This window comes from Paragemmobacter kunshanensis (assembly GCF_011059185.1).
Classification (GTDB): Bacteria; Pseudomonadota; Alphaproteobacteria; order Rhodobacterales; family Rhodobacteraceae; genus Paragemmobacter; species Paragemmobacter kunshanensis.
The window spans coordinates 1-14,998 of record NZ_JAALFE010000009.1 but is presented as its reverse complement, the minus strand read 5'-3'; the positions used below and the strand labels follow the sequence as shown (position 1 = coordinate 14,998).

The window sequence follows — 14,998 nt, the reverse complement described above, 5'->3', positions numbered from 1 at the left end:
AAGCTAGGAAGCCCGCAAGCCGAAGGCAAGCCGCCCCCCGATCACGCCAGCGGCAGGCTCAGCGTGAAGGTCGATCCCTCGCCCGCGCGGCTGACGAAACCGATCTCCGATCCGGTCAACTGCGCCAGCCTGCGGCAGATCGTCAGCCCGATCCCGGTGCCGCTGATCGTGCCATTCTCATGGCCCAGCCTGTCAAAGGGGGTGAAAAGCCGCGCCTGCTTGTCCTCGGCGATGCCGATGCCGGTATCGGCGACGCGGATCACCAGCCGCGCCGCCTCGGCCCGGAAGGACACCACCACGCTGCCGCCGTCGTGATTGTATTTCACCCCGTTCGATACAAGATGCGTGACGATGCGGCGGATGATCTCCTCGTCGCCCGTCACCTTCGGCAGCGGCTCCGCCGGTTCCTCCAGCCGCAGCGTCACCTTGCGATCCCGCATCGCGGGCCGCACCGCATCCAGCGCCTGCCGCACCGCGGGCAGCACATCCAGCGCATGCAGGTTGCGCCGGACCTGCCCCTGTTCGATCCGGCTCAGCTCGATCACCCCTTCCACAAGCTGCAAAAGCTGCCATCCCGCCGCCGAAATCGCCTGCACCTGGCGCAGGTCCTCGGGCGCCAGCGGCTGGCGCGCGCCCACCGCCAGCAGATCGGAAAAGCCGATGATCGCATTCAGCGGCGTGCGGAATTCATGGCTCATGGCCGACAGGAAGCTGTTCTTCGCCTCGTTCGCGGCCTGCAGCTTTTCCCCCATGGTCACCAGATGGTCGCCCACGGTCTGCAACTCGGCCACCTCATAGCGATGCCCCGGCGGCACGCTGCCGCCTTCCGAAATCTGGATCATGTTGCCCTCGATCTCGGCCAGCGGCTGGGCCACCCGCGCCGACATGGCAACCGACCGCCGCCACAGGAACAGGAAGAAAACCAGATAGAACAGCACCAGAATGGCCAGCATCGCCTTGCTGACAAAGGACAATTGCTCGCGCAGCGTGGTCGCCCCGGTCAGGATGCTTTCCTCGCTCGTCAGCACGATCAGCTTCCATTGCGGCCCCGCGATGGTGGCCCAGGCCGCGATCATCGGCCGGCCCAGATCGACCTTGGCATTCCCCTCTTCCGACGCCTGGATCGCCTCGGCCATGGTGAACAGCTCGGCCCGGCGATACAGGTTGAAACTGTCGGGCTTGAACGTGTCCTGAAGGATCGCCTCCTCATAGCTGTGGTCGATCAGCTCCGACAGGCCCAGATCCGCCTCGCCCGCAGGCGGCAGCGCAAGGATCGTCCCGTCCCGCCCGACCAGCAGCGCATAGCCGTCGCCCTCCAGCCGCAGGTCCAGCACCTGATCGACGATCCGCCCGATCGTCACGTCGATGCCCACCACCGCCTCCAGCCGCTCATCGCCGCCCGCCGCCCAGCCATAGGCCGGCGCGATGGCCGAAACCATCCACCCCGCCCCCGCCGGATCGACATAGCTGTCGGTCCAGACCACCCGCCGCGCCGGGTTATGCGTGGCATCGGCGTCGTAATAGAAATTGTAGCTCGGGATATCCATCTTCGGCGGATAGATCGCCAGCACGTCAAACCAGGGAAAGATCCGGTTGAGCGAGTCATGCGTGTTCACATAGATCTGCGTGATCAGCGGATTGCTCTCCACGATCGACCGCATCAGCGGATCCAGCCGCGCCGTCCGCCAGACCTTCTCGCGCTCGGCCTCGCCCACCGGCACAAAGCCGCTGTAGAAGACCGCCGCCCCCCCGTCATCGACGGTGCTGTAATACACCCCCTCCGGCGTATAGGCATAGCGCGTCCGCTCCGCAGCACTCACCTCGCCCGCCGGTTCCGCCAGCGCCCGCGTCGTCTCGCGGGCGAAGATCTGCGTCACCGTGGCGATCGTCTCCAGCCGCCGCGCGATCACATCCGCCTCCCGGCGCGAGGCATCGCGCAACGCCTCGGTCGATATCTCGGTGATCGCCTTCGCGCTGCGGTCATAGACGACGCGGCTCGTCCCGAAATACAGCGCGACAAAGGTCAGTTCGATCAGCAGAAGCGGCACCAGCGCCGCCCGCAGATAGGACCGCCAGAGCCAGGTCCTGAGGGGAGGAGGAGGTAACCCGCCCCGCCCGATCTGCCCGCTCTCCTGCATGATCCTCCCCGCTTCCGCCTGCCGCACTCACCGTCCGGCTTCCGGCATGCCGCCAAAAGGTGACGCATTTCCAGCGGAAAGGCGAAGGCAAGCGGTGTCGCACCCTGATAGGGGTAAGGGCCTACATACTTTCGGATGGGGTTTTCGCCCAAAAACCGGGCCGTTTCCGGGGGCTTTACGAATCCTCCCGGCGGGTTAAATAAATGTTCCATGAATGTTCTCGTCTGGTTCAAGCGCGACCTGCGCCTTTCCGATCATCCCGCCCTGGCCCGCGCCGCGTCCATGGGCGCGGTCCTGCCGCTCTACATCGCCGAACCCGATCTCTGGCAGCAACCCGACGCCGCCGCGCGGCACTGGGCCTTCACCGCCGAAAGCCTGCAGGATCTGCGCGAGGCCAGCGCCGCCCTCGGCGCGCCCCTCGTGATCCGCATGGGCGACGCGGTCGAGGTGCTGGACAGGCTCTGCCGCCAGCACCACATCGCCCGCCTCCTCAGCCATGAGGAAACCGGCAATCTCTGGACCTTCGCGCGCGACCGCCGGGTGGCCGCCTGGGCGCGCGGCGCGGGCGTGATCTGGGAGGAACTGCCCCAGCAGGGCGTCATCCGCCGCCTGCCCTCGCGCGATGGCTGGGCAGGGCGGCGCGATGCCTTCGCCTCCGCCGCCCAGATCCCCGCCCCGCCTGCCCTGCGCCCCGTGCCCGGCGTGGAACCCGGCGCGATCCCCTCCGCCCGGGCACTGCGCCTTGCCGATGATCCCTGCCCCCACCGCCAGCAGGGCGGGCGCGCGGCGGGCATGGCCCTGCTGGACAGCTTCCTCTCCCATCGCGGCGAACCCTACCGCGCGGCCATGTCCTCGCCGCTCACGGGCGAACGCGCCTGCTCGCGCCTCTCGGCCCATCTCGCCCTGGGCACGCTTTCCTCGCGCGAGGTGGTGCAGGCCGCCGCCGCCCGCGCCGCCGAACGCCCCGGTGGTCGGTGGCCCGGCGCGCTGACCAGTTTCCAAAGCCGGATGGCCTGGCGCGATCATTTCATCCAGAAACTCGAAACCGAACCCGAAATCGAAATCCGCGCCCTGCACCGCGCCGCCGATGCCCTCCGCCCGCGCGCCCCCGATCCCCTCCGCCTCGCCGCCTGGGAGAATGGCGAAACCGGCCTTCCCTTCCTCGATGCCTGCATGCGCTACCTGCGTGCGACAGGCTGGCTGAACTTCCGCATGCGCAGCATGGTGATGGCGGTGGCCTCCTATCACCTCTGGCTCGACTGGCGGGCCACCGGCGCGGCTCTTGCCCGGCGCTTCACCGATTACGAACCCGGCATCCACTGGCCCCAGGTGCAGATGCAGTCGGGCGTCACGGGGATCAACACGATCCGCATCTACAACCCCGTCAAGCAGGGCCATGACCAGGATCCGACCGGCGCCTTCACCCGCCGCTGGCTGCCCGAACTCGCCCCCGTCCCCGATGCCTTCCTGCAGGAACCCTGGAAATGGCCCGGCGCGCGGGGCCTTCTGGGCCGGCTCTATCCCGAACCCGTGGTCGATGTGGCCGCAAGCGCCCGCGCCGCCCGCGAGGCCTGCTGGGGCCTGCGGAAGGAACGCCGCCACGACCCCGACATCGCCGAGGTGATCGAACGCCATGCCAGCCGCGCCGATCCCCGTTTCGTCAATGACCGCAGCCCCCGCCGCCCTGCGAATGCCGCCCAGATGAGCTTCGATCTCTGATGGCGAAGATGCGCAAGAAGGCCGACCTGCCCCGCAAGACCTGCGCCTGCTGCGGCCTGCCCTTCACCTGGCGCAAGAAATGGGAAAAGGTCTGGGACGAGGTGAAATACTGCTCCGACCGCTGCCGGACAGAGGCCCGGCGCAAAGCCTGACACCCACCCCCGCTGCGCAGAAGCGCCCATCAGATTTTTCGCAGAAAAATCGTCCCCTTTTCCCCGTCGCCCACGTCCTCCCCAAAGCCCCCGAACCCGCGCCCCCCGCTTCGCAGAAGCACCCCTTCAGATTTTTCGCAGAAAAATCGTCCCCACAGCCCACAACGCCCGCCCCCGGGCCGAGGCTTCGCAGAAGCCTCAAACCGATCTTTCGCAGAAAGATCGCCCCCCTCAGTCCGCCCCCGCCGCCACAGCCAGCTTGCCCAGCGTCTGCAGCCCCAGCGCCTCGGCGCCAAAACCCTTCGCCGTCCGCCATTCCTCGGCCGTGGCAAAGACCATGCCCAGCGTCACCTCCGTCCCCTCCGCCCCCTGCGCAAAGATTGCCCAGGCATCGGCATGTTTCGGCCCGTTCTCGCCCCAATGCAGCGCATAGTCGATCCGCGCCCCCGGCAGGACCTGCCCATAGCGGTGATGATTGGGAAACACCGTCCCGTCCGGCCCGATCATGTCAAAGACCCATTCCCCGCCTTCCCGCAGGTCGATCCGCGCCGTGCGGCAGGAAAACCCCTCCGGCCCCCACCAGCGCGGCAGCGCCTCGGCATCCCACCAGGCCGCCCAGACCGCCTCCAGCGGCGCGCGGATGGCCCGGCGGATCACCATGGTCCGCCCCGCCACCCCCGCCAGATTGTCCAGCCCCGCGCCGAACCCCGCGCGATAGCCCGCCTCCATCTCCTCGCCCAGGCTGGACAGCTGCACCGTCACCGCGATCCGCGCCCCCGCGCCTTCCGCCGTTACCTCCGCCGTCACCAGCGCCGCCGACAGCGCCACCCCCCCGCGCGAGATCACCTCGGAATTCACGCTCCGCCACAGCACAGCCCCCGGCTCCAGCACCAGCCAGCCGACATCGCAGCGGATAGCCGCCTGCCCCGCCACATGGCAAAGCGATACTTCCCGCCCGCCCGCCCGGCTGTCGGCTTCCAGGAATTCCACCTCCACCTCCGGCGTGGGGGCCGCCCAGACGGCCCGCGCCGCGGGCGCCGTCCAGGCCTGCCACAGCGTCTCGGGCGGCGCCTCGACCCTCCGCGCGAAACTCAGCGTCGCAAAGCCCCCGCTCACCGCCCCAACCCCTGCGCATAGGCTTCAAGCTGGCTCGCAACCGTGCCCCAGCCGTCATGGAACCCCATCTCGGCATGCTGCCGCGCCGTCTCGGCATTGCGATGCCGCGCCACGGCCGTATAGCGCGTCCGCCCGGCCCCAAGATCCTCGAACGTCAGGATCGCCGTCATGAAAGGCTCCGCCGCGGGCTTCCAGCCTTCGGAATAGGCATCGGTGAAGACCAGCCGCTCATTCGGCACAACCTCCAGATAGACGCCCTTGTTCTCCATCACAGTCCCCTCGACATCGAAGGTCGTGTTGCAGGCCCCGCCCACCCGCACATCCAGATGGCAGGCCGTCACCCGATGCGGCTTCGGCACGAACCAGTGGATCAGATGCTCGGGCGTGGTCCAGCATTCGTAAAGCACCTCGCGCGGCGCGGCCAGGTCGCGCTGCAGCACAAGATCCAGCGCCGGGTCGAAATCGGGCAGGGTTTCGGGGGTCATCTCTCGCGCTCCTTCATCAGCCGCGTCACATAGTCATCCAGCCGGTCCAGCCGCGCCTCCCACAGCGCGCGCTGGCCCTCAAGCCAATCCGTCATCGGCACCAGCGCCTGCGGCACCAGCGCGCAACTGCGCACCCGCCCGTCCTTGGCGCTGGTGATCAGCCCCGCCTCCTCCAGCACCGAAAGGTGCCGCAGCACCGTGGGCAGGCGCAGCCCCGTCGGCCCGGCAAGTTCCGTCACCGCCGCAGGCCCCCGCGCCAGCCGCTCCAGCATGGCCCGCCGCGTCGGATCGGACAGCGCATGAAACAGCAGCGAAAGATCGGGATCATACTTAGCCATTCCTCTAACTATCACGCCGCCCCGAGTCGCGAAAGAGAAAACTTAGCCAATCGGCAAAGCATTGCATTCGACCGCATTCCCGAAAGGTGATGTTCGGATTTCCGCGCAAATCCGCCGCCCCGCCCGGTTGCGGCGACAGGGCCGAAACCGTTATGGTGTCCCATCGCATACCGAACCGGAGACCCGCGCATGGAACGCCTCGATCGCCACGGCCTGCAGGTGGATGCCCGCCTCGCCCGCTTCGTCGAAGACCGCGCCCTGCCCGGCAGCGGCATCGCCCCGGCCCGCTTCTGGCAGGGCCTCGCCGATGCCGTGGCCGATTGCGGCGCGGAAAACCGCCGCCTCCTCGAAACCCGCGACCGGATGCAGGCGCAGATCGACGACTGGCACCGCGCCCGCAAGGGCCAGGCCCATGACGCCGCCGCCTATACCGCCTTCCTGCGCGAGATCGGCTATCTCCTGCCCGAAGGCCCCGATTTCACCATCCGCACCACCGGCACCGACCCCGAGATCGCCACCGTCCCCGGCCCGCAACTGGTGGTCCCGGTGATGAATGCCCGCTACGCGCTCAACGCCGCCAATGCGCGCTGGGGCTCGCTCTATGATGCGCTCTACGGCACCGATGCGCTGGGGGATGCGCCGCAGGGCAAGGCCTATGATCCCGCCCGCGGCGCCCGCGTCATCGCCTGGGCCAAGGCCTTCCTCGATGACGTGGCCCCCCTCGCCCAGGGCAGCCACGCCGCCGTCACCCGCTATGCGGTGCAGGACGGCCAGCTTTCCCCCGCGCTCCGGACCCCCGCGCAATTCGCAGGCTTCCGCGGCCCCCCCGAGGCGCCCTCCGCCATCCTCCTGCGCAACCACGGCCTTCACCTTGTCCTGCGCATCGACCCCGGCCACCGCATCGGCGCCGAGGATCCGGCAGGCCTTGCCGATATCCGCATGGAATCCGCCCTCTCCGCCATCATGGATTGCGAAGACAGCGTCGCCGCCGTGGATGCCGAAGACAAGGTCGTTGCCTATGCCAACTGGCTCGGCCTGATGAAGGGCGATCTGGTGGAGATGGTCGCCAAGGGCGACCAGACCATCGAACGCCGCCTGCGCGACGACTATGCCTTCACCGCCCCCGACGGCACGCCCCTTACCCTGAAGGGCCGCGCGCTGATGCTGGTGCGCAATGTGGGCCATCTGATGACCAACCCCGCCATCCTCGACCCGCAAGGTCGCGAGGTGGGCGAAGGCATCATGGATGCCTTCCTCACCACGCTCTGCGCGCTGCACGATCTGCAAAAGACCGAAGGCCCGCGCAACTCGCTCCATGGCTCGGTCTATGTGGTCAAGCCCAAGATGCATGGCCCCGAAGAGGTGGCGCTCGCCTGCGCCATCTTCGACCGGGTGGAGGAAACCCTCGGCCTGCCCCGCTTCACCGTCAAGCTCGGCATCATGGACGAGGAACGCCGCACCAGCGTCAACCTCAAGGAATGCATCCGCGCGAGCGCCGACCGCGTGGCCTTCATCAATACGGGCTTCCTTGATCGCACGGGGGATGAGATCCACACCTCCATGGAAGCAGGCCCCATGATCCGCAAGGGCGACATGAAGAATGCCGCCTGGATCCGCGCCTATGAGGATCGCAATGTCGATATCGGCCTTGCCTGCGGGCTCAAGGGCCGCGCCCAGATCGGCAAGGGCATGTGGGCCATTCCCGACCGGATGGCCGCGATGCTTGAGGCCAAGATCGCCCACCCGCAGGCAGGCGCCACCTGCGCCTGGGTGCCCTCGCCCACCGCAGCCACCCTGCACGCCACCCATTACCACCGCGTCGACGTCCTGGCCCGGCAGGACGCCATCGCCGCCGCAGGCCCGCGCGGGCGGCTGGAAGACCTGCTCACCCTCCCCCTCGCCCAGGGCCAGAACTGGTCCGATGCCGAAATCCGGGCCGAGGTGGAAAACAACGCGCAAGGCATCCTTGGCTATGTCGTGCGCTGGGTCGATCAGGGCGTCGGCTGCTCCAAGGTGCCCGACATCCATGATGTCGGCCTGATGGAGGACCGCGCCACCTGCCGCATCTCGGCCCAGGCTCTGGCCAACTGGCTGCATCACGGCGTGGTGTCCGAGGCGCAGGTCATGGCCGCGATGCGCAAGATGGCCGCCGTGGTGGATCGCCAGAACGCGGGCGACGCCGCCTATCGCCCCATGGCCCCCGGCTTCGACGGCGCGGCCTTCAAGGCCGCCTGCGATCTGGTCTTCCAGGGCCGCGCCCAGCCCTCGGGCTATACCGAACCCGTGCTGCACCGCCGCCGGCTGGAACTCAAGGCCCGCGCGCGGCTCCACGCCGTCTGACAGCAATCAGATTGCACGGGCTTGCGCCCGCATTCCTTTTGCCTCGCCTGCGCGCCTGCGCGCTTGGCTCAGGCCGGGGGTTCCCCCCGGACCCCCAGGGCATTTTCCCAAGGCGAAAACCCCTTCATCTTGGCCCAAATACCCGCGGGGGAGGCGCCCGGAACGGGCGACGGGGGCGGCAGCCCCCACCCCGAGCCGAAGCGCGCAGGCGCGCAGGCGAGGCAAAAGGAATGCGCAGCCCCCCCCGGGGGGGGCAAGCTCAATTCAGCCGATATCCAGCGCCAGCGCATGGATCCGCGTGTTCAGATCCCCCAGCGCCTTCTGCACCGCGCGGTGCCGCTCCACCCGCCCCATCGCCGCCAGTGCCGGGGCGCGGATCACCACGCGGAAATGGCTTTCCCCCGATCCGTCATCCCCCGCATGGCCCGCATGGCGGTGGCTTTCGTTGATGACCTGCAGTTCCGTAGGCTGGAAGGCAGCGGTCAACCGCCGGGTGATCTCGTCCTGCGCTGCCATTTTTCCCGAACCCCTCTTCTATCTGCCGCGAGAACCCCTAAACTCTTGCCTCCGAGTCGGAAAGGCCAGCCTGAACCATGACCACCCGCCCCCCCTTCGAGTTCGACATCCGCGTCTCTTCCGACAAGAAGCGCCGCAAGTCCGGCCGCCGCGGCATGTCCGGCGCCTTCGAAACCTCGCAGAAGCAATGCGAATATCCGGGCTGTTCCGAACAGGGCGCCTATCGCGCCCCGAAATCGCCCGATCACCTCGACGAATATTTCTGGTTCTGCAAGGATCACGTCCGCGAATACAACCTGAAGTGGAACTTCTTCCAGGGCTCCACCGATGAGGAATTCCAGAAATTCCTCGAAAAGGATCGCGTCTGGGGCCGCGCCACCGAACCCTTCGGCAAGCGCCCCGACGAGGGCCGCGCCTGGGCGCGGCTGGGTGTGGATGATCCGATGGCGATCCTGGGCGAAAAGGCCACGCTCAACCCCGCCAAACCCTCGGGCAATGCCACTCGCAAGCTGCCCCCCACCGAACGCAAGGCGCTCGAGATCCTCGATGCCCGCGACACCATGACCAAGGCCGAAATCCGCAAGCAGTACAAATCGCTGGTCAAGGATCTTCACCCCGACATGAACGGCGGCGACCGGTCCGACGAGGACCGCCTGCAAGAGGTCGTCTGGGCCTGGGATCAGATCAAGGACAGCCGCTACTTCCGCGACTGATCCCTCACCGCCCGCCCGCCCGCCGCAGCGCCAGAAGCTGCGGCACCACCAGCCCCGCCAGCGCCGCCCCCCAGGCAAAGCCATGCTCGGGCAGCGCCACCAGCAGCCCCGCGCCCTGCCCCGTCATCCCCCCCGCGGCCAGCCCCGCCGCGCCCAGCACGGCAAGGCCCGCCCCCCCCGCGCGCAGCCAGCCCGCCAGCCCCGCCCCGCCATAGGCCCCGGCCAGCACCAGCCCGAGCAGCGCCGCCACCGCCAGCGCCGGGCCGAAGGCCGGGGTGAACAGGACCGACGCCTCGGTATCCGCCCCCAGTTCCGCCCGCGCCACGGCCGAAGCCATGAACAGCGCCAGCGGCAGGGCAAGGGTCAGGCGAAGGCGAAACGGCATGGCGGCTGGTCCTCTGGCAATGCGACCCGCCCTCGTTGCCCGCTTGCCCGCCCGGGATCAAGCCGCATGCACAGCCGCGCCCCGCTCAGGCGGGCCGGAACAGCAGCGCCGCGCCATTGATGCAATGGCGTTTTCCCGTAGGCTCCGGCCCGTCGTCGAAGACATGTCCGAAATGCCCGCCGCAGCGCGCGCAATGCACCTCGGTCCGGGTGGCGAAGAGACTGTTGTCCTCCTTCGTCCCCACCGCCCCCTTCAGCGCCTGCCAGAAGCTGGGCCAGCCCGTGCCGCTGTCATATTTATGGGCCGAGGAATAGGCCGCCAGATCGCAGCCCGCACAGTGATAGATCCCCTCGCGCTTTTCCTTGTCCAGCGGGCTCGTCCCTGCCCGCTCGGTCTCTTCCTCGCGCAGCACGGCATATTGCAGCGGCGTCAGCCGCGCGCGCCATTCCGCCTCGCTCAGCGTCACGGCAAAGCTGCCCTCGCCGGCCAGCGCCGGGCGCAGCCCCGGCCACAGGGCGGCCAGCGCCCCCATCTGCAGGATGTATCGGCGATGCATCGGTGATCCTCCCTCTCTCCCGGCCGGATCCGTTCCGCCCGATCTGCCAGACATTACGCCCCCGCGCGCCCCGCAGTTTCACCCGATCACGCAATCGCGTTCACCCCGCCTTTGCGGCGGCGCGATGTCGCGTCCCGGCCTTTCCCTGCCGCCCTTCCCCTTGCAGCCCCCCGCGATATGTTCCACACATCGCCAAAGGCCCGCTTGGGGCCGGAAAGCGAAAAGATGGCGGACGGCATGCTGGACACTGTGATGAAACCCACCGAAGAAATCTCTGTCCGCGACGTGTTCGGCATCGACACCGAGATGAAGGTCAAGGCCTTCGCCGAACGCACCGACCGCGTGCCCGAGATCGACCCCACCTACAAGTTCGACCCCGACACCACGCTCGCCATCCTTGCAGGCTTCGCCTACAACCGCCGCGTGATGATCCAGGGCTATCACGGCACCGGCAAATCCACCCATATCGAACAGGTGGCCGCCCGGCTGAACTGGCCCTGCGTGCGCGTCAACCTCGACAGCCATATCAGCCGGATCGACCTGATCGGGAAAGACGCGATCAAGCTGCGCGACGGCAAGCAGGTGACAGAGTTCCACGAAGGCATCCTGCCCTGGGCGCTGCGCAACCCCGTGGCCATCGTCTTCGACGAATACGATGCCGGCCGCGCCGACGTGATGTTCGTCATCCAGCGCGTGCTGGAACATGACGGCAAGCTCACGCTTCTGGACCAGAACGAGATCATCACCCCCCACCCGTCCTTCCGTCTCTTTGCCACGGCCAACACCGTGGGCCTTGGCGATACGACGGGCCTCTACCATGGCACCCAGCAGATCAACCAGGCCCAGATGGACCGCTGGTCGCTGGTCGCCACGCTGAACTACCTCAGCCACGATGCCGAGGCCGCCATCGTCCTGGCGAAATCCCCGCATTACAACACCGAGAAGGGCCGCAAGACCATCAGCCAGATGGTCACCGTGGCCGACCTGACGCGCACCGCCTTCATGAACGGCGACCTCTCCACCGTCATGTCGCCGCGCACCGTCCTCAACTGGGCGCAGAACGCCGAGATCTTCCGCAATGTGGGCTATGCCTTCCGCCTCTCCTTCCTGAACAAATGCGACGAGCTGGAACGCCAGACGGTCGCCGAATTCTACCAGCGCTGCTTCGGCGAGGAACTGCCGGAAAGCGCGGCCTCCATGGCGATGAAGTAAGGAACAGGTCCCGTCCGGGTGCCGGGCGGCGGCAGGCCCCGATCTTCGGGCCTGCCCGACCGCGGTGAAACCGGGCAAAGGCGACAGGCCGCGAAACGCCCGTTCCTTCGGCAGTTTCGGGCGAAACAGGCCCTGCAGGGCAGGCAAACCGGCGAATCCTTGACCTGAGCCTGAAAATGGGTTCCAAGGGGGTGTTTGTTGGTATTATGATTAATTAATGTTTTCTTTGTGGTCCTCCAAAGGAGTTGCGCATGTCTTCCCTCTCCATGCTTGCGAAGTCTGCAGCGCTGGCAGCCGTTCTCGCGGCCCCCGCATCAGCGGCCGTGGTGGTTCCGGACTCCGGCACCACCAATTATGAATTCTACTGGGCAGGCGGTCTTGGGCCGATCGACGGCATCGACGGGGTCGGTGACCCCGATTGGTCGCTCACACTGACCAGCGCGTCCGACGTGTCCATCACCGCACGGGATGGCTTCATCCTGGGCGATGCCTTCGAACTTCTGGTCGGGGGCGCCTATGTCCCCTGGACGACGATCGGCACCACCGCTCAGGGGTATTTCCAGGCCACCTATCAGGCCTCCCTCGCGGCCGGATCCTATCTGTTCTCGCTCAGGCTCTCGGCACTCGCGCCGGGTTTCACGACTGGCGGCGCCTTTGCCTCCTTCACGGTCACGCCGACCGTCGTGCCGCTGCCTGCCGCGGGCTTGCTGCTGATCGGGGCGCTTGGCAGCCTGGTCGCCCTGCGCCGTCGCAAGACCGCCTGACAGCGCGGAAAGCCTCCTCTTCGGAAGGGCCGCCCGACAGGGCGGCCTTATTCATCCCGGCAGGCGCGGCACAGAAGCGAGGCCCGGCCTGAACGGCGCCCCCTTCTCAAACTGCCCACTTGCCAGCCGCAAGATCCCGCCTCATGCTGCAAATATGGGCGGTTTGCGAACATATCTCCGCGCCCCGGCGCTTCTCTGCGCCCTCGCTGGCCCGCTGCCAGCGCAGGCCGATACCGATCTGCCCGACAACCCCCTCCACTTCTTCGCCACCTGCGCAGGCCGCATGTCCGCCCTGATGGAGCATCAATGGCAGGTGGATGGCCCCGCCTCCGACATCACCAAGGCGCGGCGGGCGGCGCTGCTCGACGTGCTGTCCGCCCTCACCCCGCCGGGGGAAGAGGTGCAGGTCATGGCCTGGCGGGTCGAGGCCAAGGCCGCCCACGCCGCCCTGCTGCGCCAATCCCTCCACGGCCCGAACCAGACCCGCGCCGCCAGACGGTCGGCGATGCTTCTGCAATCGTGTGAGGCGTATCTGTCCTGATCGGCGCGCCCGCTATTGTCATTCTGACTTCACCCCTTACTTTGAGTTTAGTGATCGCCTTTGAACCAAGACTTGGAAGAAAGGCGGCCGTTGTACCGGATCATCCAATTGCCGACATAAATCACCCCTATCGCATATCTCGACCGCGACCTGCAGGCCAACCAGTACCGTGCGACGTTTTGCAGGCAGCCCCTGCCACCACGCCTGTGGACCGCCCGCATCCTACGGCAACCAGCCGAATACAAACCTTGTTCGGCCTTCGTTATCGATATCTGCCAAAGAGTCTGTCAGCGTCAAACCTTGATCTTGCAACCATGCAAGCGCCACGTCGCTGTCGGAAAATCGGTTCAGCGTTCGGGCGAGACACAGCTCAATGGCCTCAGGCGTCGGCAATAGCGACCAAGCCAATTCCTGGTCCCCAAAATCCTGTTCCGCAAGGCGAACCGGCCTCAAGACAGGCCTCAGCAGATGGCAGATCAAACGGCCATGTTCCATAGCGACGGCGGATGTTTTCGGCGATGCGGCCATCTTCAAGATAGAGCGCCCGATACCGTTCATGTCCAACCATGAAGGGTTGTTCCTCGGTCAGATCACGCGTCATGTCGGGCGCATAAGGCAGCGGGCGGATGGTCCCCGGAATGTAGTCGCCAAACAGCACCCAGAGCGAACCGAGCGGCACCCCGACAAGCACCGAAATCGCCAGCAGACGTCGCAGCAGGGCCATCGCCATCAGATCACCCTGACGCCTTCACGGCATCCGCCCGAGGCAAAAGCGGCCAGCCGGATCACCCCTGGCATGAAGTCCCCACACCCACGCACTCTTTACGCCCCACTTGGTCCGCAACCCCACCAACAACCAACGGTTGCACTCCTCCCAACAAGACCAAGAGCACTGCCCCTGTCAATCCACCCCAAACCACCCCACGCAAGGTGTAGGCGGATTGACAGGGGCGTTGGGCTTGGTTTTTTTGAGTAAGCGCAGCTTTTGGGTGCAGGCGGGGTTGCGGATCGGGTGGGGGTAAAGGGTGCGTGGTTCTCTATGGATTGGGGCTGGGGTGGTTGTAGGGATTGGATTGATCCTGACCGTACTCAGTTGGGTCAGAGCGCCGCCATCTGTGCCTTCGGCAGTGACAGTTGATCTGACCGAGGAACATCCCTTCCTGATGGCCAACGGAAAGCGCTATCGGGACCTTTATCCCCTTTCCGGCACAGAGGCGAAAAACGCCCGCTCGAATTACGGGACAGCGCCGTTCGATTTCCCGTCGGCGCAATCCTGTTTGAATGGAAACCTTCCCGAAGGCGCACCGCCGACTCATCACGAGTTTGCATGGGACAAATTATTGACCGTTGGCGCGGTTGAGGTCTGCCTTGCGCGCGTCATGCACAGGTTTTCAGAGGTGGAAGAAGCGGTGGCTTGGCTGGAGGCACAGGGGCTTGCGCGCCAATCTGGCACAGAACCCATCGCATCAGATGATGGTGCGGTTTTCTTTATGTGGAACCCTGCGGCCAATGGAGGGCCGCACGCGCTCTGGAATGCAATGAGCGAGCGCGAGAGATCGATCCGACTGAGCTTTGTTGTCACGATGAGTTTTTGCAGTGACTCGCCGGTTTGTAGTCGGCTGGAAGCATCCACTATCGGTGTGCGCTCTTTTGCTTTCGATGTGGGTTTTAACACGGTTTACCACAAGTAGTCAGCGTTGTAACGATTGAGGAGTGTACGGAAGAGACAGTTTTTCTCGGCGGAAATACAATTGCAAGTGGGATAGTATATTTACAACCAATCTTGAACGGCATGGAAATAGAGGTCCAGCCGTCCGATGGATACTTAGGAAACGTTACAGGAGACAGCTTTTGGGACTATGGTTACGTCCTGTAAACCGACATTCCCCAAGTGGCCTGCCGCTTGACTTCAAGATCGCCTGATTTTGCTCGCTGGGCAAGCGTTCTTCGCCCCGAGCGGTGTCTGTCGTCGCGCAAACGGCCGAAGTCGGGTGGATCAAGCCTCGAACCCGCAGCATTCTGG

General features: G+C 66.3%; 16 protein-coding genes. 8 read left to right on the top strand and 8 right to left on the bottom strand.

What is annotated here, in order from left to right:
- Positions 1 to 41: 41 nt before the first annotated feature.
- Positions 42 to 2,138: a sensor histidine kinase gene (locus G5V65_RS10480; protein WP_165049743.1), complete on the bottom strand. Its 2,097-nt coding sequence runs from the start codon at positions 2,136 to 2,138 to the stop codon at positions 42 to 44.
- Positions 2,139 to 2,348: 210 nt separating this feature from the next.
- Here G5V65_RS10480 and G5V65_RS10475 point away from each other — a divergent pair, with 210 nt between their 5' ends.
- Both G5V65_RS10475 and G5V65_RS10470 read left to right on the top strand, forming a co-directional pair.
- Positions 2,349 to 3,857: an FAD-binding domain-containing protein gene (locus tag G5V65_RS10475; RefSeq protein WP_165049741.1), complete on the top strand. Its 1,509-nt coding sequence runs from the start codon at positions 2,349 to 2,351 to the stop codon at positions 3,855 to 3,857.
- Positions 3,857 to 4,009, top strand: coding sequence for a DUF2256 domain-containing protein (locus G5V65_RS10470; protein ID WP_165049739.1), 153 nt, complete (start codon positions 3,857 to 3,859; stop codon positions 4,007 to 4,009). The genes G5V65_RS10475 and G5V65_RS10470 overlap by 1 nt, the downstream gene beginning before the upstream one ends.
- 231 nt (positions 4,010 to 4,240) lie before the next feature.
- On the opposite strand, the gene G5V65_RS10465 is transcribed toward G5V65_RS10470, so the two are convergent.
- Genes G5V65_RS10465 through G5V65_RS10455 form a run of 3 tightly spaced genes read right to left on the bottom strand, consistent with a single transcriptional unit; the run spans position 4,241 to position 5,948 of the window.
- Positions 4,241 to 5,125 carry an SRPBCC domain-containing protein gene (locus G5V65_RS10465; RefSeq protein ID WP_165049737.1) on the bottom strand — a complete coding sequence of 295 codons (885 nt, stop codon included), beginning with the start codon at positions 5,123 to 5,125 and terminating at the stop codon, positions 4,241 to 4,243.
- Positions 5,122 to 5,610, bottom strand: a complete 489-nt coding sequence (locus G5V65_RS10460; RefSeq protein ID WP_165049735.1) for an SRPBCC family protein — start codon at positions 5,608 to 5,610, stop codon at positions 5,122 to 5,124. Before G5V65_RS10460 ends, G5V65_RS10465 begins: the two co-directional genes overlap by 4 nt.
- The gene (locus G5V65_RS10455; RefSeq protein WP_206526761.1) at positions 5,607 to 5,948 is read right to left on the bottom strand and encodes an ArsR/SmtB family transcription factor; all 342 of its coding nucleotides are present in this window, start codon (positions 5,946 to 5,948) and stop codon (positions 5,607 to 5,609) included. The genes G5V65_RS10460 and G5V65_RS10455 overlap by 4 nt, the downstream gene beginning before the upstream one ends.
- Positions 5,949 to 6,137: 189 nt before the next feature.
- Here G5V65_RS10455 and G5V65_RS10450 point away from each other — a divergent pair, with 189 nt between their 5' ends.
- Positions 6,138 to 8,288 (top strand): malate synthase G, encoded by a 2,151-nt coding sequence (locus G5V65_RS10450; RefSeq protein ID WP_165049731.1) that lies wholly within the window; start codon positions 6,138 to 6,140, stop codon positions 8,286 to 8,288.
- 264 nt (positions 8,289 to 8,552) lie between these two features.
- On the opposite strand, the gene G5V65_RS10445 is transcribed toward G5V65_RS10450, so the two are convergent.
- Complete coding sequence (locus tag G5V65_RS10445; RefSeq protein ID WP_165049728.1) at positions 8,553 to 8,804, bottom strand: BolA family protein; 252 nt, start codon at positions 8,802 to 8,804, stop codon at positions 8,553 to 8,555.
- Between the two features lie 77 nt (positions 8,805 to 8,881).
- Here G5V65_RS10445 and G5V65_RS10440 point away from each other — a divergent pair, with 77 nt between their 5' ends.
- Positions 8,882 to 9,517, top strand: coding sequence for a J domain-containing protein (locus tag G5V65_RS10440; RefSeq protein WP_165049726.1), 636 nt, complete (start codon positions 8,882 to 8,884; stop codon positions 9,515 to 9,517).
- A 4-nt stretch (positions 9,518 to 9,521) separates the two neighbouring features.
- Here the strand turns inward: G5V65_RS10440 and G5V65_RS10435 are convergent, their stop codons facing one another.
- On the bottom strand, positions 9,522 to 9,902 hold the full coding sequence (locus G5V65_RS10435; protein ID WP_165049724.1) for a hypothetical protein: 381 nt from the start codon (positions 9,900 to 9,902) through the stop codon (positions 9,522 to 9,524).
- A gap of 85 nt (positions 9,903 to 9,987) precedes the next feature.
- Complete coding sequence (gene msrB, locus G5V65_RS10430) at positions 9,988 to 10,458, bottom strand: peptide-methionine (R)-S-oxide reductase MsrB (RefSeq protein WP_165049722.1); 471 nt, start codon at positions 10,456 to 10,458, stop codon at positions 9,988 to 9,990.
- Between the two features lie 225 nt (positions 10,459 to 10,683).
- Between msrB and cobS the strand changes: the two genes are divergently transcribed.
- The 3 genes from cobS (at position 10,684) to G5V65_RS10415 (ending at position 12,975) form a co-directional block, all read left to right on the top strand.
- Positions 10,684 to 11,670 (top strand): cobaltochelatase subunit CobS, encoded by a 987-nt coding sequence (gene cobS, locus G5V65_RS10425; protein WP_165049720.1) that lies wholly within the window; start codon positions 10,684 to 10,686, stop codon positions 11,668 to 11,670.
- 251 nt (positions 11,671 to 11,921) lie between these two features.
- Positions 11,922 to 12,434: a VPLPA-CTERM sorting domain-containing protein gene (locus tag G5V65_RS10420; RefSeq protein ID WP_241250526.1), complete on the top strand. Its 513-nt coding sequence runs from the start codon at positions 11,922 to 11,924 to the stop codon at positions 12,432 to 12,434.
- A 163-nt stretch (positions 12,435 to 12,597) separates the two neighbouring features.
- The gene (locus tag G5V65_RS10415) at positions 12,598 to 12,975 is read left to right on the top strand and encodes a hypothetical protein (RefSeq protein ID WP_165049718.1); all 378 of its coding nucleotides are present in this window, start codon (positions 12,598 to 12,600) and stop codon (positions 12,973 to 12,975) included.
- 379 nt (positions 12,976 to 13,354) lie between these two features.
- On the opposite strand, the gene G5V65_RS10410 is transcribed toward G5V65_RS10415, so the two are convergent.
- Entirely contained in the window at positions 13,355 to 13,705 is a 351-nt protein-coding gene (locus G5V65_RS10410) for a hypothetical protein (RefSeq protein ID WP_165049717.1), read from the bottom strand.
- A gap of 343 nt (positions 13,706 to 14,048) precedes the next feature.
- Between G5V65_RS10410 and G5V65_RS10405 the strand changes: the two genes are divergently transcribed.
- Positions 14,049 to 14,666 carry a hypothetical protein gene (locus G5V65_RS10405; RefSeq protein ID WP_165049715.1) on the top strand — a complete coding sequence of 206 codons (618 nt, stop codon included), beginning with the start codon at positions 14,049 to 14,051 and terminating at the stop codon, positions 14,664 to 14,666.
- The last annotated feature ends 332 nt before the right edge of the window (positions 14,667 to 14,998 follow it).

Excerpts from the sequence above, each read along its gene's own strand:
- G5V65_RS10480 (WP_165049743.1), bottom strand. The coding sequence starts at position 2,138 with ATGCAGGAGAGCGGGCAGATCGGGCGGGGCGGGTTACCTCCTCCTCCC.
- G5V65_RS10475 (WP_165049741.1), top strand. The coding sequence starts at position 2,349 with ATGAATGTTCTCGTCTGGTTCAAGCGCGACCTGCGCCTTTCCGATCAT.
- G5V65_RS10470 (WP_165049739.1), top strand. The coding sequence starts at position 3,857 with ATGGCGAAGATGCGCAAGAAGGCCGACCTGCCCCGCAAGACCTGCGCC.
- G5V65_RS10460 (WP_165049735.1), bottom strand. The coding sequence starts at position 5,610 with ATGACCCCCGAAACCCTGCCCGATTTCGACCCGGCGCTGGATCTTGTG.
- G5V65_RS10455 (WP_206526761.1), bottom strand. The coding sequence starts at position 5,948 with ATGGCTAAGTATGATCCCGATCTTTCGCTGCTGTTTCATGCGCTGTCC.
- G5V65_RS10450 (WP_165049731.1), top strand. The coding sequence starts at position 6,138 with ATGGAACGCCTCGATCGCCACGGCCTGCAGGTGGATGCCCGCCTCGCC.
- G5V65_RS10445 (WP_165049728.1), bottom strand. The coding sequence starts at position 8,804 with ATGGCAGCGCAGGACGAGATCACCCGGCGGTTGACCGCTGCCTTCCAG.
- G5V65_RS10440 (WP_165049726.1), top strand. The coding sequence starts at position 8,882 with ATGACCACCCGCCCCCCCTTCGAGTTCGACATCCGCGTCTCTTCCGAC.
- G5V65_RS10435 (WP_165049724.1), bottom strand. The coding sequence starts at position 9,902 with ATGCCGTTTCGCCTTCGCCTGACCCTTGCCCTGCCGCTGGCGCTGTTC.
- msrB (WP_165049722.1), bottom strand. The coding sequence starts at position 10,458 with ATGCATCGCCGATACATCCTGCAGATGGGGGCGCTGGCCGCCCTGTGG.
- cobS (WP_165049720.1), top strand. The coding sequence starts at position 10,684 with ATGGCGGACGGCATGCTGGACACTGTGATGAAACCCACCGAAGAAATC.
- G5V65_RS10420 (WP_241250526.1), top strand. The coding sequence starts at position 11,922 with ATGTCTTCCCTCTCCATGCTTGCGAAGTCTGCAGCGCTGGCAGCCGTT.
- G5V65_RS10410 (WP_165049717.1), bottom strand. The coding sequence starts at position 13,705 with ATGGCGATGGCCCTGCTGCGACGTCTGCTGGCGATTTCGGTGCTTGTC.